The following is a 24,539-nucleotide window of genomic DNA, read 5'->3' as shown; positions in this document are numbered from 1 at the left end:
TATTGAGATCCTGGGGAATCTCGCAAGCTGAAGGGAGAATGCTAAACAATGACAGGTATACAAGCTGTAAACTGGAATCGCTCGGACGATGATTTCACTCTGATGTTCTGGAACCAGAATATTATGCAATTTTGGACAGATGATGAAATTCCATTGTCTGACGATAAGATGACCTGGGTGACCCTCAGTGATATCGAAAAAGAGGCCTACATGAAGGTGCTTGGCGGCTTGACACTGCTGGATACTATTCAAGGCGGCGTGGGTATGCCGCAAATTATGGAGCATGTGGACGGGTTGCAGCGTAAAGCCGTACTGAGCTTTATGGCGATGATGGAGCAAATTCATGCCAAGTCGTACAGCAGCATCTTTACAACACTGGCTTCCACAGAAGAAATTGACGGTGTGTTTCGCTGGGTAGAAGAAAATCCATATCTCCAGACCAAAGCGGAAACCATTCGTCAGTATTATATGAATATCCATACACCGAAAGACCTGTATCTCGCGATGGCCGCTTCGGTGCTGTTGGAAAGCTATTTATTTTACAGTGGCTTCTTCTACCCTCTCTATCTGGCAGGGCAGGGCAAGCTGACCTGCAGCGGAGAAATTATCGACCTGATCTTGCGGGACGAAAGTATTCACGGTGTATATGTAGGTGTGCTGGCACAGGAAATTTATGCAGAGCTGGACGAGGAAGAGCAACGCGATCTTTACCAGACGCTGGTCGGATTGCTGCGCTATCTGCACAATAATGAGGAGCAATACACGGAGCAAATTTACGCCCCGATCGGGCTAGTTGATGATGTTAAAGTCTTTTTACGCTACAACGCCAACAAAGCCATGATGAACTTGGGCTTTGATCCGCTGTTTGAAGAAGAAGAGGTTAATCCGATCGTATTCAACGGCATTAGCACCCACACCAAGCAGCATGACTTCTTTTCCAAAAAAGGAAACGGGTATGTGCGCGCCATGAATGTAGAGCCGCTGACCGATGATGATTTTAATTTTGGTGAATAAGATATCCGTACTTTAATCAATAGATTCAAAAAGCCCATTCCGCTTGTCGGAGGGCTCTTTTTTTTTGTTGAACGATGGCATGCACGCAAAAAACGGCCAGACCGCCAAGGTAGCGAAATCTGACCTTTTTCCATTTTTTATAATCAAGCTTCTGTGAAAATTTGGAATGTGACCCCAAACTTGTCCGTTACATTCCCATAGGCCGGACTGAAGTGGGTTTCTTGCAAGGGCATGCCCACCTGTCCTCCTTGCTGTAGAGCAGCAAACATTTTTCCGGCTTGCTCCACACTGTCGGTTGTAATACAGATACTCACCTGGTTCCCGCTGCTAAACGGCGATCCAGGAAAGGTATCGGAAAACATAAGCTCGGTCTCTCCAACTTTAAGGGTAGCATGTCCAATACGACCTTTGACCTCTGCGGGAATCGGAAAATCCGGGTTCTCCGGCATTTCGCCAAAGGTTTGAACAAAAAGCTGTTGCGCATCCAATGCCTTTTCATAAAATTCGATCGCTTCTTTTGCATTTCCATCCATGGTGATGTAGGGAATCAAACGTTTGGACATCTTCAACACAGCTCCTTTATTGTCATTTTACCAGGCACTTCACCTGTATTATATGCAAAACTTGTTAAGAAAAACAGAGCTGTTTTATAGCTTCCTTCCATCCAGTAATTTCTGCCCTATTGAGGCTTCTCAATCACGATCAGACAAGTACTGTCTGGCAAAGGAACCGGCTGTCCCTGTTCATCCGTCAACTCAATACGTCCGGACAACGCCTTAGTATAACCCTCCTGCAAATAGTGGCGGTTCACCCGAATAATCGCCTGTGATCCAAGCGTGTTACGAATGCATTCCTCATACTGTGAGGGGGTAAAATAACCAAACTGCTCCTGCACTTCATGTACATAGGCTTCTGCCCCCCAGGTGTAGGTGTACAGAAATTCCATCGCATCATTGACAGGCATAACAGCCTCAGACTCACTTACAAGCTCCATTTCAATATGGCGACCTGCAAAATCTTCGGCAAATCGCAGCAGCCATTCCATCCCGTCTGGCTTCAGAAACCGGATACGTCTGCGCTGCTCTGTCGGTTCGGTCATAATGCCGTCACGAATAATGATGCGCCCGCCGGGTGCCAGCACACGATAGGCGCTCTGCAAAGCAGCCTCCACCGTTTGCGGATTGAACCGGGTCCCATCTCGCTCGATGTAAGAATACAGCTCATGGAGAATGGAAGAAAAAATGATCGTGTCCATGCTCCCTGTTTCCACAAATTCCTCCAATCGGAGCGCGTCCCCTTTGATAACATCCCAACGGTGACCCTCCGATTGTTTTTTCCGTTTTAATGCTTCAATCACATTTACTGAGATATCAAGCCCCAGCGGCTTTGCATCCGGTCTTTCCTGCTCAATCAGATCCAGCAGCACGCCCCCGCCAGGCCCTATATCCAGAATGCGGGTTCCAGTCACGTAATCCAGAATGACCCTTTTGTAATCTACGGTCTGGTTCATATCCGCAAGATACGTCTCCTCATTGTGAAAACGATCATACGCATCACGCCGTAAACCGAACAGATCGAACAGCAGCAATACAGCTTTGTCATACAGCGGTGTTTTTTCTGCCTCAATACAAAAGTCAATCAGCTTCTCTGCCGCAGATGAAAATGCAAAATTAAAAAATACGGTGCTCGGCAGCTCCTCCTTATGCTCCACGATCACACTCAGATGAGGATTATGTTTGCGCTTTCCTTTTAAAAGATCTTGCCAAGACAGCGCACTTAAATATTTCTCAATCATTCGTTTTTTGTATACGTTAATTTTCTTGACACCACGATAATCATAATACATCGTGTTCATGAGAGGTTCAAAGCTGATATGACGTACCGTAGCTGGCTGCTCCTGTCCTGTACCCTCTCTCCCCGTACCCTCTCTCAATGTAAGTAAAAATACCTTTACCAGTTCTTCGAGCGAAAAATCCTGTAAAGCGGACTCTACATACCAAAGCGTACGATTTTCCAGTGGAGCAAGCGCCTTTTCTACATTCAACTCACGCTCCAACTCCGCGTAAGCCTGTTCAAACGGCTCGCCTTCATGAATAGAAACGGACCGCAATCTCTCTAGCCGTTCTTTTACGCCCCAAGCCACAGGTGCGTTATCCCACGCGATCCAGCCGATCAACTGCTCCACTTCACTGCGTACCTGCTCCCATAGAGCAGGATCTACCCCAGCGATAATACATTCGTTCAGAGCACGTAAAACAAGCTCCAGCTCCTCAGCGCTTAGCCAGCCCTTGCGAGTAATTTCCAGCAACGGCCGATTTTCTGCAAAAGGAATTTCACCCCGTATATACTGTCCGATTAGTCCGTGCGTCTCAATCAAAATCCGGGTCATGCTGTTGCGCGGGTACGCAGGGGATTCCGCTTGGGCCTGTCTGACATATAGCTGGGAAGAGCCAATATTATGCACAAATAAATTAATGCCCTCCTGCTGCCAGCGCAGACGTTCACGCCCTGTCCCCCCTTTAGCCGCCTCAGACCATACCAGCACATCCTCCAGCAGCTCTTTAATCCAGAAAGACAATGGAAGACCGTCCAAAATGAGCAACGTACGCTCCACATAATCCAGGACAGGATTGGAATCCTTTAGTTCTCCTATGGAGCGGATGCGTTCCAGATTGACAATACGCTCCTCAGCCGAAACGAGCAGCTTCAGCCAAGTCGGCATATCCCAGGCCAGATCATTTTCTTTCCGATAGTTAGCTATGGCTTTTAATGATTGCAGCATTTTTCTCACCTCGTGTGATTCGGATTAGTATGCACAGGAGACTTTGGAAAAAAACTTCTGGATACACTCTTTTATAAACTACACTTTACCATACATTTGCAGCTTCCATCCCGTGGAAAATATTAAACATTTTGATCATGTAAAAAGAAGTCCCCTTGCTTTCACAAATGAAAAAAGATATCCTCTAGCCTTTAGCTTAGAAGATATCTTATTCACCTTGTTATACGTAGCAAGATTATATTTCTTATTTATTCACAGGAGCTCCGTCTGGTACTGGAATGCCAAAATCAGGGGTTCCATCTTCATTCCACTTCAACGGCTGCACGCGTGTATGGCGATTGGGATCATACAGCGGGTCACCTGTAATTTCCTTGTAATTACGGGCGTGATATACGAGAACATCGCTACCGTCAGGCGCCACTGTAAAGCTGTTGTGGCCTGGCCCGAATTGACCTGTTTCCTCATTCGTGCAGAATACCGGCACAGGAGACTTCGCCCACGATTGCGGATCGAGCAAATCCGCATTCTCATCTGCCATTAGCAGACCCATGCAATAATTGTGGTCGGTCGCGCTGGCTGAATAACTGATAAAGATCCGTCCATTGCGTTTCAGAACCGCCGCTCCCTCATTCACCTTAAAACCGATGACCTCCCAATCATATTCAGGGGTAGAGATCATCACTTGCTCACCACGCAGCGTCCATGGATTATTCATTTCAGAAATGTACAGATTGGAATTACCGACAATGTCCGGGTCCTTCTGGGCCCACACATAATACAGAACTCCATTATGCTGGAAGGTTGTTGCATCAAGAGCGAAGGATTCCCATCGGGTTTTGATCTGTCCCTTCTCCACCCACTCTCCTTCCAGCGGGTTGGCAGAATCATTTTCCAGCACAAACATCCGGTGATCGAACAAGCCTTCCTTCGTTTCTGTTGTACGAGCTGCTGCAAAATAAATGTACCATTTATCATGAATAAAATGAATTTCCGGTGCCCAAATGTTCGCGCTTAATGGACCTGTCTCATATTTGTGCCACACTGCGACAGGCTCTGCCGTGTTCAATCCTTGAATGGTCCGGGCCCGCCGCACCTCAATGCGGTCATACTCCGGCACAGAGCCGGTAAAATAATAGTATCCATCACTGTGCTTGTAAATCCAGGGGTCTGCCCGTTGCTCAATGACCGGATTAATAAAAGGTACAGGTTGATTCATGGTTTTTCTCTCCTCCATGTGTAATATGTAGTTCATAACTTTAATTGCTGATACGCTTACCCCAAATGGAAATTCCCTTATTGTTCATGCCTGTAAAAACGAGCGTCTGGCGACCCAGCTCCCAATCCCATGAAGGAAGCAATAACAGTTGCTCCTGGGTTCCTTCGGATGTATCGCTCCAATTCAGTGTTAAAGTACGCTTGCCGTCAAAGGTCCACTGGCCTTCAAGCGTTCCGCTGGTTGCCCTTCCTCCGTCTTCCAGACGAAGCGCTTCAGCTTCCACCTGACCATCGACTTCCTGCTTCATGACGATGCGTTCCCAACTGCCGGATAATAATCTTTGAGGTATATCCTGCTCCTTCTCGCCTGCATACCGTTCCGGTGATACGACAGGCCAGCCATCAGCCGTCCACAATATTTTGCGTACATGCAGGTACGGCCAACTCTTGTCCGTTTCTCCCCGCGCATGATGAACCATATAATAATCCTCTCCGTCCTTCAGCACGGAATTATGACCTGGCGCAACCCAGCCTTCTCCTTCGCTGAATCGATAACCGCCCAGTACCTTATTGCCAATCTCGTATTGAGGCAAATAACTGGTGTCAGCCATATCATGTCCGTTTATATCCACGTAAGGCCCTGTGATAGAGTCCGAGCGGGCAACGCGCACATTATAGTCCTCAAACAAAGAATCATACGAGACGAACAAGTAATATTTACGGAAGGCTGGATTGTACACAATGTAAGGTCCTTCCACTGCACCGTCCTCAGTTGCCCGGTCTCTGGCAGCGATATTTGTGCCATAACCTGGCTCTTGAAGCTTCCCGGTCCAGGGATCAAGCCGCGTAATATAAATACCGCCAAAAAAAGAACCGTACACCATCCACGGATTTCCCTCCGCATCCAGCACCGGATTAGCATCAATCGCATTCAGCTTGTCATGCTCATCCGTTTTAACGACCAGTCCCTCGTCCTTCCAAGGGCCTTCCGGGGATTGGGATGTCTGCAACCCGATGGCTGACCGCCTACTGCCAAAGGTAGAGGCGGAGTAATACATCCGATAGGTATCCCCCATCTTGATAACATCTGGCGCCCACAGATTTGTTGCGGATGACCATGCCCCCGCTTCCTCGGGTATGCCGGGCAATGCATACTGAACCCAGTTCCAGTGAATCAGGTCGTTCGATTTGCGCACCATAACACCCGGTCTCGGCTCTCCACCTGTCTTTACATCCGTCGAGTAGACATAATAGCCCTGATCTGTTTTGATAATCGCCGGATCATGTGCATTGTTAATGGTCCAGCGGTGTTCATCGTTTATCACGCTTTGATCATACAAGTGATCAGGAGGCGGAGCCTGCGGATACACAGGGTCCGGGGTGTTATCCCCACAGCCGGATAGGCCCAGCATCAGCAGCATAACCATAACCGTTCTTCTCCTCCTTCCTTTATTCATTACATATTGCAATCGTCTTCCATCGATCCCCGGTGCCTTCCATGTACCCACTTATCCTTTGACACCGGAAATGGCAACCGACTCAATAATTTGTTTTTGGAAGATCAGGAATATAATCAATACAGGCAACAACGCTATAATGGAAGCTGCCATAATAAGCGGATAGTCCGTCTGAATGGCATAAGTCGCATTAAAATTCGCAATAACCAGCTGCAATGTCTGCGTTTCTGGTGAGTTCAAGTAGATAATCGGCGCCAAATAATCGTTCCAAATTCCCATGAACCATAAAATAAGCTGGGCCGCAACTGCCGGCTTAATGAGCGGGAACGTAATGGACGAATACAGTCGGAAATAAGAGCTGCCGTCAATTTTAGCTGCTTCAATAATGGCATCCGGTACACTGAGCAAATACTGCCGCAGGAAAAAGATCATAACCACATTTCCGAACAAACCAGGAACAATCAGAGGCAACAGCGTATCGACCCAACCTAGCTTGGAAAACATCATAAACTGCGGAATCATAACCGTTGGATATGGAATCATCATAGATGCAATAAGTGCAAGAAACAGTTTATTTTTATGAGGAAATCTCAGCTTTGCAAAGGCAAAGGCAGCTACACTGGATGTAAAGGTACCTACAACGGTAACACTTACAGCCACAATCACGCTGTTCTTGATCCCGCTTAGCAGGGGTCCTGCTTCCCAAATTTCCTTGTACTTGCCAAACTGGAACACCTCTGGTATCCATACCGGCGGAAGAGCAAAGACATCCTGCTTTTCCTTCACCGAAGTGGACAGCATCCACAGCAGCGGTGCGATCATCGCAATCGCTCCAATGGCCAATACAATAAAGATAATGGTATTGGTCACTTTCGTTCTTTGACTATGGGACATAATCAGACTCACTCCTTTCCGCGAAAATCAATCCCCATCAAAGGACGATTTTTCATTCATTTTGAATTGAATCAAAGTTACGATAAAAATGAAGATGCCAAGAATCATAGCCATCGCGGAGGCATATCCCATTTGCAGGTTTTTAAATGCCTTATCCCAGATATAGAAGACGATTGAGGCGGATGAATATTCCGGACCACCTGTAGGTGTCATAATGTTCATTTCAGTAAAGATTTGCGAACCACCAATGATATTGGTTACGACCAGAAAAAAGGTTACCGGTTTTACCATTGGCCATGTGATGTTGCGGAACATTTGAAATCCGCTGGCTCCATCCAGCTCTGCTGCTTCATAATAAGAACGAGATACGCTTTGCAGAGCGGCCAAGTACAATAGCATCGTGTAGCCAAGACCTTTCCAGACTGTCATCAGGATCAAGGCCGGCTTAACCGTATCCTTATCCATCAGCCAGTTGGGACCTTTAATGCCAAACAACTCCAGGAATTGGTTCACCAGACCGTAGTCTCCGTTGTATGCCCAGTTCCACATGATGGAAACCGCAGCCAGCGAAGAAATAACCGGAATATAGTAGATCACACGAAATGTCGTCGTGCCTGGAATTTTGCGATTCAATCCCAGTGCCAGCAGTAAAGCCAGTACAAGACCAATTGGAATACCCAGCATTAAGAAAAAAGTATTGTACATCGATTTGTAAAACAGCTCATCCGTAAATAAATCTCTAAAATTGTCGAAACCGATAAAGTTCATTTGTCCTAATCCGTCCCAGTCTGTAAAAGAGCCGTATAACGAATAGACAAACGGGAACAACGTAAAGATTAGCAAACCGAGAATAGGAGGAAGGATAAATAAATATCCATATATCTTCTCTTTGCGATAGAGATTAGATTTGGTTATCACAGGACTCACCTCTGTTTCTAATTTGGATAGAGGATGATGCCAGCAGCATGATATCAGCCGCTAACATCATCCTCAATTCGTTGCTTGCGTATTATTTCTGTGATTTTTTCTCTTGCTCCACCGCTTTATCCAGCAGTTTCTGCATCTTAGGCTGTTCCTGCTTCACATAATCGGCTGCCGTAACTTTACCGTCCAGCACTGGCTGAATATCCGTGAAGAAAATATCATACCATTCCGCGTTATACGTATAGTTGCCAGGCAATGCGCGGCCATAGTCATTTACGATATCAATAAATTCCTGCTTATTGCTAGGCTTGGTTTTTGAATCCTTCACCCACTCATCCGCCATATCCAGCAGATTCGGAATTTGTACCTTCGCGTCAACGAGCTGCTTCATGCCTTCTTGGGAAGTGGTCAAATAGTTAACCAGTTCTACGGCTTCATCCGGGTATTTTGTTTTAGAAGAAACACCGATACCCAAAGAGCCAATCCATGTTGCCGGTTTGCCAGTCGACCCAACTGGGTATGGCATTAAATCATATTCAAAAGGCAGCTTTTCAAACGTACTCATATCCCATGGACCTACAGGGAAAAATGCCATTTCACCTTTCATCCAGCGTTGATATGTGTCCAATGTTTGTGATTGTTCGATTCCAGGCGTAATTTTATATTTGTTTTGCATATCGGCAAAGAACTGAAGCGCTTCCGCAAATTTCGGATCATCAATCGCTACTTTTGTTTTGCTCGCGTCTAGCCAATCCGCACCATTACTCCATACAAAGGCTTGCAATGCCCACTGAACATTAAAGCCTGTACCGTACTGATCCGGTTTACCATCACCATTTGTATCTTTGGTTAACTCTTGGCTGACCTTGATAAACTCATCCCAAGTATACGGTTTGTCTTTATCAGGTACAGGAATGCCCGCTTTTTCGAACATGGTTTTGTTGTAGCCAAGTGCGAATGGACCTACGTCCTTCGGCATACCGTAAATATTACCTTGACCAGCCATTTTACCGTCATACCGATACAAATCCACACCATATTTCCAGATATTATCCAGATTTATATCCTTGCTCTTCTCAATATAAGGTGTAAGATCCTTCAGCACGCCGCTATTTACATACGCTTTCAAGTCTCCAGGGGCAAAATAAAAGATATCTGGAAGATTGTTGCCTGTAATCGCAGCTCTAAGCTTTGTAGCATATTGATCTGCTGCCGTCACGACCATTTTAACCTTCACGCCAGGATGTTCCTCTTCAAATTTCTTGATAACTTCCTTATAAGCCTTCTGCTCATCCGTACCTCCACGGAACATGAACGTCAATTCCTTGGTTCCATCGCTACTGGAGCTTCCTCCTCCACAGCCAGTCAATGCAGCAACCATCAACAACAGAACAACCATTGTTATCGCAAAACCTTTTTTCTTTCTCAACGCGACCCCTCCTAAAATTAAATGAAACCGCATACATTTGGTGTTAAAATAATCTTTCACGATTCGGCTTTATCCTTTACTTGTGCGGTACATAAACCGTTGTTCACTGCCGCTGTGGTTATCATCCCTCTCATGCACTATATAATTAACATTTTACTTTATCAATAATGAATTCGTTTACAAACAAAATATAGCACGCCCTTCTACAGTTCGTCAATGCATTTAGAAATCTTTTTAAATAAATATAAAACATTGATTCGAACCACATAAAAAGCAAAAATAAATACGTATTCAAGTTGATTATCATTAAAAAAATCGATACAATAACTTAAATACGATATATTTTTAAGAATAAATTTATTTTTGTGTCTATTTCTCTCCCCTCTTTTTTAGTAAAAATTAATTAAAGAAAAGCAGTTTACTTCTTTCTGATTTTATTTTAACATAAATCAAAGTAAATATATAAGCGCTTACATTGCATAATTTATAGGTAAGGAAGGTCTATAGCTATGATTTATATTAAGAACTTAATGTCCGGGTTGGATATTTTCAAAGCACTAGGCTCGGAAATCCGCATTCAAATACTCGAGTTACTCGCCTATCAAGGACAAAGTATGAATGATATTGCTAACAAGCTGCATTTGAGCAACGGCACCATTACGATGCATATTCGCAAGCTGGAAGAATGCGGCCTTGTGGAAATTAATACAGTGAGCGGTAAACACGGTACCCGAAAAATGTGCTATTTGAATAAGGAAAAGCTAATGGTGGATCTGCGTAGCAGAGAGCAAAAAAATGTGTATGAGGTGGAGATTCGCATCGGTCATTATAGCAACTACCAAGTGTTCCCCACTTGCGGATTGGTAACCCGAGACAGCATTATCGGCGATTTTGATGATCCACGCTATTTTGCAGATCCCGGGCGGCTGGAGTCGGAAATGATCTGGATGGCCGAAGGCTTTTTGGAGTACCGTATCCCCAACTATCTGAAAGCGAATCAATCCTTTAAAGAAATTCAGTTCTCCGCAGAACTGGGCTCAGAAGCACCGTGCTTTTGTGAGGAATATCCTTCTGACATCTGGTTTCACATCAATGGTATCCCTATTGGATACTGGACCAGCCCCGGAGATTTTGGAGAAGTACCGGGAGTTCTGAATCCCGATTGGTGGCCACCGCATTTGAATCAATATGGCATGCTCAAATTAATTCGCATCAATCAGCATGGCAGCTTCATTGACGGGTGCCGTATATCCGAAGTCACAATAGACGATATTGGCCTTAACTATAAAAGCGATATTACCCTCCGTTTATCCGTATCCGATCCATCGGAGAATAAAGGGGGGCTCACCATTTTTGGCAAAAGATTCGGCAACTTCAGTCAGGATTTGCTGGTGCGCGTGCTTTATGATGTACACGGGGAAGAGAACGCCAGCGACTAGCCCGCCACATGCAATAAGGCCGAAGACCGTATGCATTACATACGTATCCTCGGCCTATAGGTCCTTCTCGCTTAAAGAGATATACATCATTAGATAAAAGATGATCATAATCCCAAACACCAGCCAGCTAAAGGACAGCAAATGTTGTCTTTCCCCTGCCAGGCTCACCCATTTCCAAACATCTGTAAGGATGACCAAGGGCTTTAACACCGCATCCCAGCTGTTCCAGCGGGCAAATCTGCCGATATATACGCCCACGCTGGCCAGCCACAGCAAAACAAAAACGATGGCCCACGCAAGCCAGCCATTGCAAGCCTTTTGCAGCATTCGATGGATGCTCCATACACAGAGGGATGTAAGAAAAAGGCCAAGCCCTGCTGCCAAAAAAGACGTAAATAAGATCAACCAAAATGTGGTGTCCAACCAAAAACGCGAATCTGGATTTACCTTGTAAATACGAAACACATGCAATAACTCAGTCAGTAAATATAGAGCATTCGGCAGAAAAAACAGCCATATTACTCCACTAAGCAACATAAGAACCCGTCTGACTGTCACATTCCCCATTCTGGATAACGCCATCATTATTAGAGTCATAAAGACCGGAACCCAGGCCAGGAATATATCCCAGTACAAAAATTGATACATCTTCGTCCCACTTGCAGACTGCAAATACATAATGAGCCCAAAGCAGCCCAACGTAGCTACAAGCAGCACCCCCAACAAAGCGGGCAGCTTGTACCCCTTCCCTGTAAACAGCAAGCTTATGTCTCCCCTGTCCCTATATACGTATATACGTCTTTTTGAACTCGCATCAAGTGTTAAAACTAAGCCTGTGATTGTGCAGACACCTGTAAAGAGCTGAGCCCTTCTCATATCACTATATACGTAAACTTCCAATCGTCAATGATAATCCTGCTGTCGCTGCATTTTATAAGAAACCGTCTATCGACGTACTTTCACGGAAGCCAGACCGTGCCTAGCGGAAGTCTTTCTCGCAGTTATAGAATTGTTCAGCTCTGCTGAAAATTTATAAATTCTATAATCTAAAAAAAAGACTTGCCATCCTGAAATGTTGTGCTTATAATTACACCTAACTTGATACGGCAACAAATTTCAATGACGAGAACGAGTAAGCTATACAGCGGATTTGCAGAGAGTTGGGGCAGGTGAAAGCCAACATTCCGAGGATAGCCGAACGCCATCTCCGAGAAGCGGGCTGAACCTGAAGTAAGCTCTGCCGCCTTTCCAGCGTTAACCGGAACACGTATTGATGGATACGTGAACAGAGTGTCATTTCGTATGGAATGAAACTAGGGTGGTAACACGGGTATGAACTCGTCCCTTTTACAGGGGCGGGTTTTTTTGTTTTTCAAAAAGGAGGAAATCAACATGACGAACGTATCCACAGTAGCATCTATAACTGATTTTTTGACTCCAGCTGTACGGGAAATGCCACCTTCAGGCATTCGTAAGTTTTTTGAATATAGTACGGGCAGAAAAGATATCGTTTCGCTCGGGGTCGGTGAACCTGACTTTGTGACCCCTCAGCATGTCATAAAGGCCTGTATCACAGCTCTCGAAAATGGAAAAACCTCATACACACCCAATGCCGGTCTTCCCGAGCTTCGTGAGGAGATTGCCGGATATTTGGAGAGCAGCTTTAACACGTCCTATAACCCGGCGAATGAAATCATGGTCACCATTGGCAGCAGTGAAGCGCTGGATTTGGCACTGCGTGCCCTGATTACAGAGCACGATGAAATACTCATTCCGGATCCATGTTATATTTCGTATGCGCCTATTACGTTTCTGAACGGAGGACACACCGTAACGGTCGAAACCTCTGCTGACCAGCAATTCAAGCTGACAGCAGAGGCGCTTAAGGCCAAGCTGAGCCCACGCTCCAAAGTGCTTATTCTCTGTTATCCGAACAACCCGACTGGCGGAATCATGACCTATGAGGATTGGCTCCCCATTGCCCGCCTGGTTGAGGAGCATAATTTAGTTGTAATATCCGACGAAATTTATGCTGAACTGACCTATGGACAGCGGCATGCAAGCTTCGCTGCTCTGCCGGGAATGAAAGAGCGGACCCTGCTCATCAGCGGTTTTTCCAAAGCATTTGCAATGACTGGCTGGCGGGTCGGTTATGTATGTGGTCCGAGAGAGCTGATTGCTGCCATGCTGAAGATTCATCAATATACCGCCATGTGCGCTCCAATTATCGGGCAAATTGCCGCTATCGAATCCCTGCGCAACGGGCTGGAGGAAAAAGACCGTATGATGGAATCTTACAATCTGCGCAGAAAATGGTTCGTTGAAAGCCTGTGTCAGACAGGACTGCCCTGTCATGAACCGAATGGAACCTTCTACGCTTTCCCTTCTATTATGCACACGGGGTTAAGCTCAGAGCAGTTTGCCAAGCGACTGCTGGACGAAGAAGGAGTTATTACGGTTCCCGGTTCCGCATTCGGCCCGGGCGGCGAGGGCTTTATCCGCTGCTCGTACGCATCGTCACGAGAACAGCTGGAAATGGCTTTGGAGCGTATCGGCGTATTTTTGAAACGCCTCTAACCTGTGTTTGATACAACAGCCACCAATGGTAAAAACAAGCGATTTCCTTTTGACAGGAGATCGCTTGTTGTGGCATCCTCGACTACCTTGCGGGCGTCATTTTGGACGATTTGTGTGACTGGCCGTTTGCATAAGGAAACCGATTCCTCCCACGACCAAAGCTGCAATCAAGATCAGCATCAAGTTGCTGTAATGAAATGCGTCAACATCAGTCACAGTCGGAAGGAGAGGAAAGGCGAGCCATGATTTTGTCAGCAGGCCCCCGACCGTGGCCACGCCAATTCCTTCGGCCAGGAAGCAGGCAAAATTCAACAAGCCCATGCCCGAACCGGAATCCTCGGAACCCAAGGCTCCCGCAACACTGGTGGATATGACGGTTTTCACAAATGAAAGTCCGCCGAATGTCAGCACCATGGTGCCAGAAACAAGCCATGGCGTTCGATCTGGGAACAAGGAAACGGCCAGAAAGCTTGCGCCGATCATGCATAAGCCGAGCAGCATCGTGAATACCGTCCCTAATTTGTCGACCAATACACCGCCGACAATTCCGAACAGCACCACACTGACTGTCCCGGGAAACAGGACGCCGATTCCGATAAGACTTGTCGGCAGTTGATGGACCTCTTTCATCAGATACGGAACCATAGATACATAACCGGCGACCGTTCCTAACAACAGGCTTCCTGTGAGCACACCGACAATAAACGTCCGCTTTCCAAACAAATCAGGCTCTATAAACGGCTGCTCCGCATGTCGAATACGCAGGCCAAATGCGGTGAATAGCAGCACACAGACGACCAGAAATCCCCAGTGGTATGCCGTTGTGAAGAGCGTAAAAGCAACAATTCCGCCACTTAATAAAGAGGCGCCGATGATATCGGTCTTTCCCCTTTTTGAAGTTTCGTCAGGCATCATTCTCATGAAAAATGGAATGGTTAGCAGCGTCATCATCGGCAAAAGGAACAACATGGACCAATGGAGGTACTCGGTTATAACCCCTCCGATCACTGGACCGATTCCTTCACCGCAAGCTACCATCGATCCCACCATACCGAAAGCTTTTCCCTGATGTTCCGCATCAATGTACCGGGCTATAATGACCATGATCAACGCTGGAACCGCAGATACTCCCGCACCTTGTATTAATCGAGCCGCCAGGACGCCCGGATACCATAAATGAAATAAAATCCCCATGAAGGACCCCATGCCGTAGATCCACAGACCGAACAGGAGCAGCTTTTTCGTACCATACAAATCGGACAGCTTTCCATACACTGCTGTACCTATTGCAAACGTAAGTATAAAGCTGGTATTGACCCAATTCGCGGATGAAGGCGCAATGCTGAACTGGGTGGCGATATCCGGCAACGATACATTAAAAATGGTCTCATTGAGAACGCTGAAAAACGCAAGAAAGCTAAGCCAGACGATAGATTTGGAATTGCTGCCTGCCATGATTAACTTCTTCAATTAGATAACCCCTTAATGAGTCAAGGGGAATCGCGCAGTTTACAGGGCCAATGATGCGTATTCCCCTTTATTTTGTGCCCTCTTCTGTATGTTGTATCTCATCGTAACGCCTCCAAATTAGAGTAGCCCATGGAAATGGACCTAGTAAATTATACCATGTGAATCAAGATCAGTCTAAAAGATATTACCCTGATATGTCTATTGGGAGCGGGTGTCAGCGCTGTGGCGCTTCTCTTTTGGGCAGTGACTCGCCCCTCGTGTTAAGGCAGATAATACGGCGAGCTGAAGCAGCAAAAAGCCGCCCGGACCACAAACCTTGGCCGGACGGCTCTCTTTCGTCACCACAACATGTATCACTTGATCGCGATGTAAATCAAAACAGATTCATCCGGGCCGCCATACACTTCAAAGTCACCTGTGTAGGTCCGCTCCGCTTGTCCTGTCGCCGCCCACTGCCAGATGGTTTGCCACACACGGATGACAGAAGAGGGCTCTGTTGATGCCTGGAAAACAGCATAGCGTGCTGCAGGGATGAGCATTTCCTCAAGATCAGCAGGAGTTTGGAAATCCGCGGCCGCTTCCTTTCCAGCAAAAAAAGTATATTCGCCCAAGGCTCCATTTTCATAATCCGTATAACATCCATAGACGAAAGATTGTCCTTCATGACCTTTGATCCGACCAGGCACGTCCTCACTCCAAAAACGCTCCCACATCTTTGGAATGATCCCGTGGGATGTTTGTTCATTCAGATTGCTCGTACGTGCTTTCAGCCCGACCAAACGGATGTCCCCTCGGCATTCCTCCCGAATCGGTCCATCTCCATGAAGCCACGTATCCTCTAAAAACCTCCACCGCTTCAAGTTCGGCAGGTAATTGCGCAGCATCGTATCCGCCTCTCCTGCCTGCATTCCCTCCCCTGCGAGGATAGGCACACACTGCTGAATCATTTCTTCCATGGTCAAGTCAGGCTGTACAAATACACCTTCCTTGTAACAATATTTGCAATACTCATCCGTTTTGGCATGCTTTGCATCTGTTCCATATTGCTCCTCATGCTCCAGTGGCATACCACAGCTTTGACATACTTTATCCATTCCTGTTAAGCTCCCTTCGCTAACTGATATCTGATATGCAACCAGTATAACGAAACAAACCTGACAACTATCCGTCAGGTTCGGCTTGCTTTAGTCCAGCATGTCCTATATTTCCCGATCATCCTCATAATTAGATGCAATACGGAGCGCCATCTCCCGAATCTTGTCTCGCAAATGGGCTGGTTCTTTGACGACCACATCGGGTCCCAGGCTTAGAATAAATCCGTACGCCCACGCATCCTCGGGAAACGGGACTGAAACCGTATAGATACCTTCCTCCTGCTCGTGCAATGCTTCCACGCCAAACCAGTCCTCCGCCAGATGCCTGGAATTGCGGTTAAATTGTAATGTAAACGGCTGTATAGCTCTGGACGCTGTCATCCGGCCCTCATTCCACGGCAGCACCTCATAGGAAAGATCCTTACGGGTGAAAGGTGTCTCTGTCACTACAGGGTTACTCATGCGGGAAAGCTTAAACAGACGAAACTGCTCCCTGCCGCGGCAATAAGCATACACAAACCATTGCTGTCCTTTCAAAACGAGCGTGTGCGGTTCCACATTGCGCTCCGTGATCGCTCCTTCCGCATTTCGATAGGTAAAAGTGATCGTATGCGTCTGGCTTATTGCTTCTTTTACCTTAATCAATTTGCCTTCCTGTGCAGCCTGATTTCCCCAGCCGGAATGATCGACGATAAACTGAGTCGTGCGGACACGAAATTGCTCTTTTTCAGATGCTGGTACAATGCTCTCAAATTTGTGAAGCAACCGCGACACATTCGGACCGCCGAGCGATGAGGACAAGCTCTGCAGCCCCATGACAATGTCCTTGATATCATGATCCGTCAGCATACTGCGATCCAGACGATACCCTTCCATCAGGCCGATTCCCCCACCTGCTCCCTGAAAGGTCACCACCGGAATACCTGCCATGCTGATCGCTTCAATATCTCTATAGATCGTCCGTATCGAAACCTCATACAAATCGGCAAGTTCCTTCGCTTGTATTCTATTTTTTTGCAGCAGCAAAATGACGATAGAAAGCAGTCTGTCTATTTTCATTTTTCCAAACCTTTCACCATTACTCGTGCTTATCCCTGTATCTTGATCCTATTAGCAGTCATCCAGATATACCAAAGCATTCTTCTCACAACCATACGTTTCGATCAGGGATTCCAGTCTTAAATCCCAATACGTTGGGCGTTTGCCGACTCTATGTTTCCTCCATCTTACTCTATCTCTTATCTAAAAATGAATCTGTTTCTCAAACTAAAAACCTCAAGGATTCCATCCAGCTGGATAGAATGCCTGAGGTTTTAACCACTCATTACACTTATGACTCGTAGCGCTTCAGCACAATGACCGCATTATGACCGCCAAAGCCAAAAGAATTGGATAGCCCGATATTTAATGATGCCTTACGCGCCTGGTGAGGCACGTAATCCAGATCACAAGCCGGGTCCGGGTTGTCCAGGTGCATCGTTGGCGGTATGATGCCTTCTCGCAGGCTTTGTACAAGCGCAATCGCTTCGACGCCGCCTGCGGCTCCCAGCATATGGCCCAGCATGGACTTATTCCCGGTCACCGGAATTTGATAGGCATATTCACCAAATAGCTTGTGGATTGCAAGGGTTTCAGCGACATCCCCGACTGTACCCGTTGCGTGGGCGCTAATCACATCCACTTCTTCAGGGGAGATGCGGGCCGAATGAAGAGCCGCTTTCATCGCCAAGTAAGCTCCGGTTCCTTCGGGATGCGGTGCAACCATGTGATAGGCATCCGAACTGGCTCCATAACCGATGACCTCACCATAGATTTCCGCACCTCGCGCGATGGCGTGCTCCAATGATTCCAATACCAGAATACCTGCACCTTCGCTCATGACAAACCCGTCCCGATCCTGATCAAAAGGTCGGCTTGCTATAGAAGGCTCCTCGTTACGTGTGGACAATGCAGTCGCATTAGCGAAGCTCGCCAAGGCTAATCTAGTCACCGCGGCTTCAGCCCCACCGGCAAAAATGACATCCGCGTCCCCTGTACGAATCGTCCGAAACGCCTCTCCAATTGCTGTATTCCCAATAGAGCAGGCCGTAACGGGCGAAAGCGTAGGGCCCATGGCTCCGAACGCAATACTAATTTGAGCGGCAGCCATATTGGAGATCATCATAGGTACCAGTGTCGGGCTGACTCTGCCCGGACCACGGTTTAGCATCACCTCTATATTGTCCACCATCGTATCCAAACCGCCGATTCCAGATCCTACATAGACCCCGACACGCTCCAGATTAATATGATCCAGATCCAAAGCTGAATCCTTTAGCGCCTGCTCTGCCGCATACAATGCAAACTGAGTAAAGCGATCCATTCGTCTGACATCCTTGCGTCCCCATCGCTGTTCTGCGTCAAAATCCTGTACCTGCCCGGCGATTTGTGTTTTCAAATCAGACACTTCGAATCTATCAATTTTACGTATACCTGAATTGCCTTCCAGCAAATTGTTCCACAATGTGTCTACTTCATTGCCCAGTGGCGAAACGACACCCATACCTGTTATTACTACTCTTTGCATAGCTATTCATTCCTCCTGCTCGATAACTGACTTACAATCCTCATTTTACCCTTACTTTATCCTATTACAAGTTTTTATTTATCCTGGTATAATTAGCACTACTATAGGGAGAGTTGCATATGCTCAATTCTCGTTGACCCATGAATGGAGTGAAAACATCTATGAAAACGGAAGCACGCCTGGAAGCATTATCTGTTTTTCTCAAAACAAAAAGAGCACGTCTACACCCGCATATGGTTGGCCTGCCCCAAGGATCACGTCGCAGAACACCCGGCTTGCGTAGAGAAGAAGTGGCTCAACTGGCTGGTGTGAGTACGACCTGGTACACCTGGCTGGAGCAGGGACGGGATATCAAGGTGTCCGCCTCCGTATTGGACGCTATTGCCGCCGCCTTGCAGTTAAACACCGATGAACGCAAATATTTGTATGATTTGGCGCTGGAAGCCGGGTTTCATGCCCCGCCTGCTCCTGCGGAACAAACGGTCATATCCCCCTCACTGCAAAAGATTGTGCAGGAGCTGCACTACTGCCCGGCTATTATTTCAGATCGGCGCTGCCATATTGTCGGCTGGAATGCGGCTGCAGCCCATGTTTTTATGGATTTTGCCGAGCTGCCACATGAGCAGCGCAATATGATTGAACTGCTGTTCACCAAAAAGGAGTTTAAGAGTCTTGCCGTCAATTGGGAGCATTTTGTAAAAGGGTTTCTTGCCATTTTCCGCGCCTATTACGGACAATACGTGACAGACCCTTGGTATGCACAATTTATACAAAATATGAGTCAGGCTTACGGAGAGTTCAACGAGCTTTGGAATCAGAGTGAGGTAAGCTCCGCGCCGGAGGTGCTCATAGAGTTTCGTCATGCCAAGGCCGGTAAAATGCTGTTTGACCTAACCTCCCTTCAGGTACAGGGGGGCGTCGATCTGCGCTGCAGCATTTACACGCCTAACGCGCAATCCTCTACGGAAAGCAAACTCCAAAAGTTAATGGAGGGCAGCTAACGGATTTCATCCCTCTTGTTATGAAGATATCTTTTTCCGTCCATACTACATCTACGATCTGTGCAAAATAGATGCCATAGATGTGACAGGGCCAAGAGCTTCAGCTGTGCTACTACCAGGAGGGAGGGAATCATCATGAAAGCCAAGTCGACAAGTTCCCCGCATACACAAAATCAAGTGCCATTACCTGTTCCGGTGCAATTTGACCGCAGCTGGCAGGACGAGCTGGACCAGCGTCTGCACAAGGGAGGCCCATGGGGAGATTGGAATCTGTATCAGCTGGCAATTGAGGCGGAAAGAGCCAAACTGGTGCCGAGCTTTGATGAGCTTCAATGTTTGCAGCATTTGCAAGACCTCACTCCACTGCCCCATCAGCTGGATACGGCTCGAAAGGTGCTGTTTCAAATGTCTGGACGCGCCATTCTTGCCGATGAAGTCGGCTTGGGCAAAACCATCGAAGCTGGTATGATCCTCAAGGAATATCTGGTTCGCGGGCTTGCTACTAAAGTGCTCATTCTTGTACCCGCTTCCTTAGTCCTGCAATGGGTGCGTGAGCTGAACAGCAAATTTGGCATTCCTGCTATCGCCCAGAAAAAGGCACATTCCTGGTCATCCGAGGTCGTCGTGGCCTCTATGGATACCGCCAAGCGGGAGCCACACAGCAGCATCCTGCTGGATACTGATTATGATCTGCTCATTATCGACGAAGCTCACAAGCTGAAAAACAAAAAGACATCCAACTACCAGTTCATTATGAAACTGCGTAAAAAATATTGTTTGCTCCTGACGGCAACTCCCGTCCAAAATGACTTGTCAGAGCTGTTTAATCTCATTACATTGCTCAAGCCCGGTCAGTTGGGAAGGCAAGGCGATTTTTCAGCCAATTTTGTGGTGGATAAGCGTCTGCCCAAAAATGAGGATCAACTCAAGGATGAGCTATCCAAAGTCATGATCCGCAATCGCCGCGGAGAGGGACCGGTTCAATTCACCAAACGAAATGTTTCCAATATTCATTTGGAGCTTTCACCAGAGGAGCAGGCGCTGTACGATGGAGTGACCTCTTTTGTCAAAGAGCAATATCAGGCGAATGGCGGAAATTTAAGCAGTATGCTGTCTCTCGTTACCCTTCAACGGGAAGTATGCAGCAGCCGGGATGCCGTATTCGTCACGCTCGTTAATTTGTCCAAAAAGATGGCACCGGACTCTCCTCTGCGCGATCGCGTCTGGGATTTGGTCGCACACATTAAGGCGATCAAGGCCAATTCCAAAGCGGAAAAAGCGCTCGAACTCATCCGTCAGATGAACGAAAAGGTGATCATTTTTACCGAATACCGGGCTACACAGGAATATTTGTTGAATTATTTCCGTGACCGTGGGCTGTCTGCCGTTCCTTACCGGGGCGGCATGAACCGGGGACGCAAGGATTGGATGATGGATCTGTTCCGCGGACGCATTCAGGTCATGATCGCTACCGAAGCGGGCGGTGAAGGCATTAACCTGCAATTTTGCCACCATATGATTAACTTTGATTTGCCGTGGAACCCCATGCGGGTGGAGCAGCGGATCGGACGGGTGCATCGGCTTGGACAGCAGCATGATGTTCATATTTTCAACTTGTCCACCACCGGAACGATTGAGGAGCATATTCTTCATCTCCTGCATGAAAAGATTAATATGTTCGAAATGGTCATTGGCGGACTGGACGTCATTCTTGAGAAATTCGAGAAAAAGGAATCGATAGAAAAAAGTCTGTACAAAATCATGCTTGAATCCAGCAGCGATGATGAAATTCGCCGCAAGATGCAGGAGCTGGGTCACTCGCTGGACTCCATCAAAATGGAAATGGAGCAAGTACCTGCGACCAAAGCTCGGCGCAGCGTGAAAGGAGGTCGCTAATGTGAGCATGAGTTCGCAGCAAGTTCAGCGTTTTGTCCTAACGTATCTGGAAGCTACTGGATGCAGCATAATCGAGAGATCGCCCAACCATGTAACCGTCAAGCTTTCTATCGAAGCGGATAAAGCCTTAACCAACCGACCCTACTATTGGGGGTACGTAGAGCGTACCGGCGTTCCAGCACAGACGATGTCCTTCACGTTCATCTTTGATGGAGAAGCCTACCGAGCGGAACAGGAACGCTTGTCCAATCAGGCACCGCCAGCTCCAGCAGCAGGCAATCCCGCTCAGGATCAGGTAATGGGCCGATATTTCGGCCATGTTCCGGCGTTGCCGCAGTTCGGGCCCGGACGTGTTTTGCAAGAGGAGCTTCATTATGGAAGCCGTCGTTTGCATCAAATTTTTGAAGCAGCACGGGACGGGGGAAAATATGTTTATTTGTTTGAGCAGCCTGATGCCCGTCAGTTGACTGCCCGTTCTCCCGTAGTCTATGAAGCCTGGCTAGGAGTCTGCTACAAGGTTGAATTTGCCTGTGATTTGAAGCGAGAGGAGCTTCATTGGCTGGGCATTTCACTCAAGAGCGGCACAATCATGTCCGACTTTGGCGACATGCTCGAAGCCCGTCAATTAAGCCCGCTGTTGGCGGGCAATATGCATGTGCAGTCTGCCAAGCTAACTGTCCCCGAGGCTTCCAATTCGCTTGAAAGCTACCTTACCGACCAGCTCCGGCAGCAGGATTATAGCTGGGCAGAGCAAGCAAAGGAACGATTGCGGGAGGAATTGGAGGTCATTGACCACTACTACGAAGATCTAACCAAGGAGCAGAAAGATCAGGATAAAGAAGAAGTGGACAAAAAAGAAGCCATAATAGAGCAGCATCAAGCCCGTCGTAAAGAAATGGTATGGCAATATGAGCCCAAGGTACTCGTATCCGCCATTAACTGCGGCATATTTCACCTGCGGTAACCGATATCTCTCGTTCCTTCGCAGGCTAGTTGCAGAAGTATCGTCAGCTTGTAACATCGTGCTTCAGACTGGAACGGTTTCCGCTATGAGAACGACAAGCTTTGCTGAGCCTGCCCCTATTTATCGACAGCAAAAAGCGAACACGGTCAGAAGCTTTGCGCCGACAAGGTGCAGCAGTCTTTTCACCGGACAAGCTGTATGCTGGATAAAAAAGAATGCCTCCGCCAGCCAAGCAGGCTGGCAGAAAGGTGGATTTCATTTGAAGAAAAATAATTCCGGGCACTATAGCGTGGGCATGATCGTAGTTGCTCTAATCGGCCTGTCCGCAATCTGTCCGTTCGCTTCTATCCATGCGGCTCCCTCAGCTGCTCAGAGCAACCATGTAAGCTCAGACATCTTTTACCAGGCAAGCTCTGGCGTTTCCCCAGTGGAATCTACAAGTCCGGTCCAGAAGCGGACTGGAACAGGGTCAATCAGCCCTTCCCTTCCCTCGGGTGACGCTTCTGCTGGTTCCCCTGCTCAAGGGCAAGGTGTGCCTTCGGACGTAAAACGAACTGCGGGCGACACGATACAATCCCTATCATCGCAGCCTCCTTTTGCCCAGTGGAAAGATGCCGAGCTTAGCTACCATCCACTCGGACCTGGAACCCACAGTTGGCTTGTTCAAGTGAACCGTGCGGGAGAATCCATTGGCTACCTGATTATCGGAACAGACACAAATGGTGTCTATCAGCTTAACGAATACGGGAACGGTCCAGGCGGGCCATACAGTATGGATATGCTTCGCCAATCTCTTAAGTCTCTCGCAGAGGCCGAATTTTCATCTAGCGACAAGCTGCAAATCACGCCTATGTATGAGGAACCGCTATTAGCCTACTGGCTGGTACGTTCCTCTACAGGCAGCGAGTTATGTATTGATGCCGTAACCGGCGATCCGTTGCCGGTAGAAGTAGCCGATGGGAGCTGGAAGCATAAGCTCAATCACACCCCTTCTTCAACTATAAATTTTTCACAAACAAGGGCACAATCTGTTACTTTCTCGGCTGATCCTTTTGACCCTTATGACGATCTTGGCTGGCTTCAATCCAAGCAAAAGCTTGCCATCCATAACGCAAACCAATTGATAGACACGCTGCATATATCACCACGTATTATATTTTCTGCCACAAGCATCAACTTTGCTTTTGGCGGGCCCTTATCCATTAACGGGTATCAATCCTGGATATCCCCGGATGATCCGTCACATCCAATTTTATATGCGCTAACCCATCACAACGGCCTCGCCCGTTTTGTACCCCTCAAGCAGTTGCTGTCAGCTGGCGAATTTTATCGTTTGGACTCTTAGCTATTACATGACGAAGCCTTCCGAAATAATCTCTGCAACATAAAAAGAGACCTCAAACGGCATACCCTATGCCCATTGTGGTCTCTTTCACAGGTTCAATGTCGCTCCCTTCGTCTTCTGCGTGCGGATTTTATCCACATTTTAAGAGCGAGCGGCAGCATGCCAAACCATTTGTTCATCCACGGCTCTCTGGCCCGTTTTTGGCTGCGTCGCACATCACGCGGCGTTTCGATATACCGAACAATCCGCTCCGTAATATATGTCACCAACTCGTCACTCTTCGCCATCCTCCACTACCTCCTTCAATCTGCTCCTTTTAGCTTGCTCATTTTTCAAGAAGTCTAATCCCTACGAGAATAACGATGCATGGTTTCCCTTAAATGGAACATACTATCTTCAACATTATCTGTACCCGAAAGCTAATGATTTATTTGGAGGCAGCTATGCTGCAATCAATCCGTCTACTGGAGGA

At 47.3% G+C, this 24,539-nt stretch carries 20 protein-coding genes and 1 other annotated feature; of the genes, 7 read left to right on the top strand and 13 right to left on the bottom strand.

Translation table 11 applies throughout. From position 1 onward, the window contains the following. Nucleotides 1–48: 48 nt before the first annotated feature. Nucleotides 49–1,014 (top strand): class 1b ribonucleoside-diphosphate reductase subunit beta, encoded by a 966-nt coding sequence (nrdF, locus tag WG8_RS09335; protein WP_007429891.1) that lies wholly within the window; start codon nucleotides 49–51, stop codon nucleotides 1,012–1,014. A gap of 143 nt (nucleotides 1,015–1,157) precedes the next feature. Here the strand turns inward: nrdF and WG8_RS09330 are convergent, their stop codons facing one another. The 7 genes from WG8_RS09330 to WG8_RS09300 all read right to left on the bottom strand — a co-directional run bounded on the left by WG8_RS09330 (nucleotide 1,158) and on the right by WG8_RS09300 (nucleotide 9,715). Continuing rightward, nucleotides 1,158–1,577 (bottom strand): VOC family protein, encoded by a 420-nt coding sequence (locus WG8_RS09330; RefSeq protein ID WP_007429890.1) that lies wholly within the window; start codon nucleotides 1,575–1,577, stop codon nucleotides 1,158–1,160. A 116-nt stretch (nucleotides 1,578–1,693) separates the two neighbouring features. Then, a complete protein-coding gene (locus tag WG8_RS09325; RefSeq protein ID WP_007429889.1) occupies nucleotides 1,694–3,796 on the bottom strand; it encodes a class I SAM-dependent methyltransferase in 2,103 nt (700 codons plus the stop codon). Nucleotides 3,797–4,040: 244 nt separating this feature from the next. Continuing rightward, the gene (locus WG8_RS09320) at nucleotides 4,041–5,012 is read right to left on the bottom strand and encodes a glycoside hydrolase family 43 protein (RefSeq protein WP_007429888.1); all 972 of its coding nucleotides are present in this window, start codon (nucleotides 5,010–5,012) and stop codon (nucleotides 4,041–4,043) included. 40 nt (nucleotides 5,013–5,052) lie between these two features. Next, complete coding sequence (locus WG8_RS09315) at nucleotides 5,053–6,438, bottom strand: arabinan endo-1,5-alpha-L-arabinosidase (protein ID WP_007429887.1); 1,386 nt, start codon at nucleotides 6,436–6,438, stop codon at nucleotides 5,053–5,055. An 81-nt stretch (nucleotides 6,439–6,519) separates the two neighbouring features. Further along, entirely contained in the window at nucleotides 6,520–7,362 is an 843-nt protein-coding gene (locus WG8_RS09310; protein WP_007429886.1) for a carbohydrate ABC transporter permease, read from the bottom strand. Nucleotides 7,363–7,389: 27 nt separating this feature from the next. Continuing rightward, nucleotides 7,390–8,280, bottom strand: a complete 891-nt coding sequence (locus WG8_RS09305) for a carbohydrate ABC transporter permease (protein ID WP_043890895.1) — start codon at nucleotides 8,278–8,280, stop codon at nucleotides 7,390–7,392. Nucleotides 8,281–8,371: 91 nt separating this feature from the next. Next, nucleotides 8,372–9,715, bottom strand: coding sequence for an ABC transporter substrate-binding protein (locus WG8_RS09300; RefSeq protein WP_007429884.1), 1,344 nt, complete (start codon nucleotides 9,713–9,715; stop codon nucleotides 8,372–8,374). Nucleotides 9,716–10,224: 509 nt separating this feature from the next. On the opposite strand from WG8_RS09300, the gene WG8_RS09295 reads away from it, so the two are divergent. Further along, nucleotides 10,225–11,154, top strand: a complete 930-nt coding sequence (locus WG8_RS09295; protein WP_007429883.1) for an ArsR/SmtB family transcription factor — start codon at nucleotides 10,225–10,227, stop codon at nucleotides 11,152–11,154. Nucleotides 11,155–11,208: 54 nt separating this feature from the next. On the opposite strand, the gene WG8_RS09290 is transcribed toward WG8_RS09295, so the two are convergent. Continuing rightward, entirely contained in the window at nucleotides 11,209–11,916 is a 708-nt protein-coding gene (locus WG8_RS09290; RefSeq protein WP_007429882.1) for a DUF1361 domain-containing protein, read from the bottom strand. Nucleotides 11,917–12,264: 348 nt separating this feature from the next. Next, nucleotides 12,265–12,503 (top strand) — a binding site (T-box leader). Between the two features lie 43 nt (nucleotides 12,504–12,546). On the opposite strand from WG8_RS09290, the gene WG8_RS09285 reads away from it, so the two are divergent. Next, the gene (locus WG8_RS09285) at nucleotides 12,547–13,731 is read left to right on the top strand and encodes an aminotransferase class I/II-fold pyridoxal phosphate-dependent enzyme (RefSeq protein ID WP_007429881.1); all 1,185 of its coding nucleotides are present in this window, start codon (nucleotides 12,547–12,549) and stop codon (nucleotides 13,729–13,731) included. A gap of 96 nt (nucleotides 13,732–13,827) precedes the next feature. Here WG8_RS09285 and WG8_RS09280 read toward each other — a convergent pair whose 3' ends face one another. From WG8_RS09280 to fabF, 4 genes are all read right to left on the bottom strand, one after another. Then, entirely contained in the window at nucleotides 13,828–15,186 is a 1,359-nt protein-coding gene (locus tag WG8_RS09280; RefSeq protein WP_043890894.1) for an MFS transporter, read from the bottom strand. 368 nt (nucleotides 15,187–15,554) lie between these two features. After that, nucleotides 15,555–16,295, bottom strand: coding sequence for a zinc ribbon domain-containing protein (locus WG8_RS09275; RefSeq protein WP_007429878.1), 741 nt, complete (start codon nucleotides 16,293–16,295; stop codon nucleotides 15,555–15,557). Between the two features lie 105 nt (nucleotides 16,296–16,400). Further along, nucleotides 16,401–17,354 (bottom strand): helix-turn-helix transcriptional regulator, encoded by a 954-nt coding sequence (locus WG8_RS09270; protein ID WP_007429877.1) that lies wholly within the window; start codon nucleotides 17,352–17,354, stop codon nucleotides 16,401–16,403. Nucleotides 17,355–17,625: 271 nt separating this feature from the next. Continuing rightward, nucleotides 17,626–18,861 carry a beta-ketoacyl-ACP synthase II gene (fabF, locus tag WG8_RS09265; RefSeq protein ID WP_007429876.1) on the bottom strand — a complete coding sequence of 412 codons (1,236 nt, stop codon included), beginning with the start codon at nucleotides 18,859–18,861 and terminating at the stop codon, nucleotides 17,626–17,628. Nucleotides 18,862–19,022: 161 nt separating this feature from the next. Between fabF and WG8_RS09260 the strand changes: the two genes are divergently transcribed. The 4 genes from WG8_RS09260 to WG8_RS09245 all read left to right on the top strand — a co-directional run bounded on the left by WG8_RS09260 (nucleotide 19,023) and on the right by WG8_RS09245 (nucleotide 24,067). Continuing rightward, entirely contained in the window at nucleotides 19,023–19,862 is an 840-nt protein-coding gene (locus WG8_RS09260) for a helix-turn-helix transcriptional regulator (RefSeq protein ID WP_007429875.1), read from the top strand. A 135-nt stretch (nucleotides 19,863–19,997) separates the two neighbouring features. Beyond that, nucleotides 19,998–21,758, top strand: coding sequence for a DEAD/DEAH box helicase (locus tag WG8_RS09255; RefSeq protein WP_007429874.1), 1,761 nt, complete (start codon nucleotides 19,998–20,000; stop codon nucleotides 21,756–21,758). A 1-nt stretch (nucleotide 21,759) separates the two neighbouring features. Continuing rightward, on the top strand, nucleotides 21,760–22,722 hold the full coding sequence (locus WG8_RS09250) for a YqhG family protein (RefSeq protein ID WP_007429873.1): 963 nt from the start codon (nucleotides 21,760–21,762) through the stop codon (nucleotides 22,720–22,722). A gap of 259 nt (nucleotides 22,723–22,981) precedes the next feature. Then, a complete protein-coding gene (locus WG8_RS09245; protein ID WP_043890942.1) occupies nucleotides 22,982–24,067 on the top strand; it encodes a hypothetical protein in 1,086 nt (361 codons plus the stop codon). A gap of 95 nt (nucleotides 24,068–24,162) precedes the next feature. On the opposite strand, the gene WG8_RS09240 is transcribed toward WG8_RS09245, so the two are convergent. Next, entirely contained in the window at nucleotides 24,163–24,354 is a 192-nt protein-coding gene (locus WG8_RS09240) for a YqzE family protein (RefSeq protein ID WP_007429871.1), read from the bottom strand. Nucleotides 24,355–24,539 lie beyond the last annotated feature (185 nt).

Source organism: Paenibacillus sp. Aloe-11, from assembly GCF_000245715.1.
GTDB classification, from domain to species: Bacteria; Bacillota; Bacilli; order Paenibacillales; family Paenibacillaceae; genus Paenibacillus; species Paenibacillus kribbensis.
This window is presented reverse-complemented; position numbering and strand designations above follow the sequence as displayed.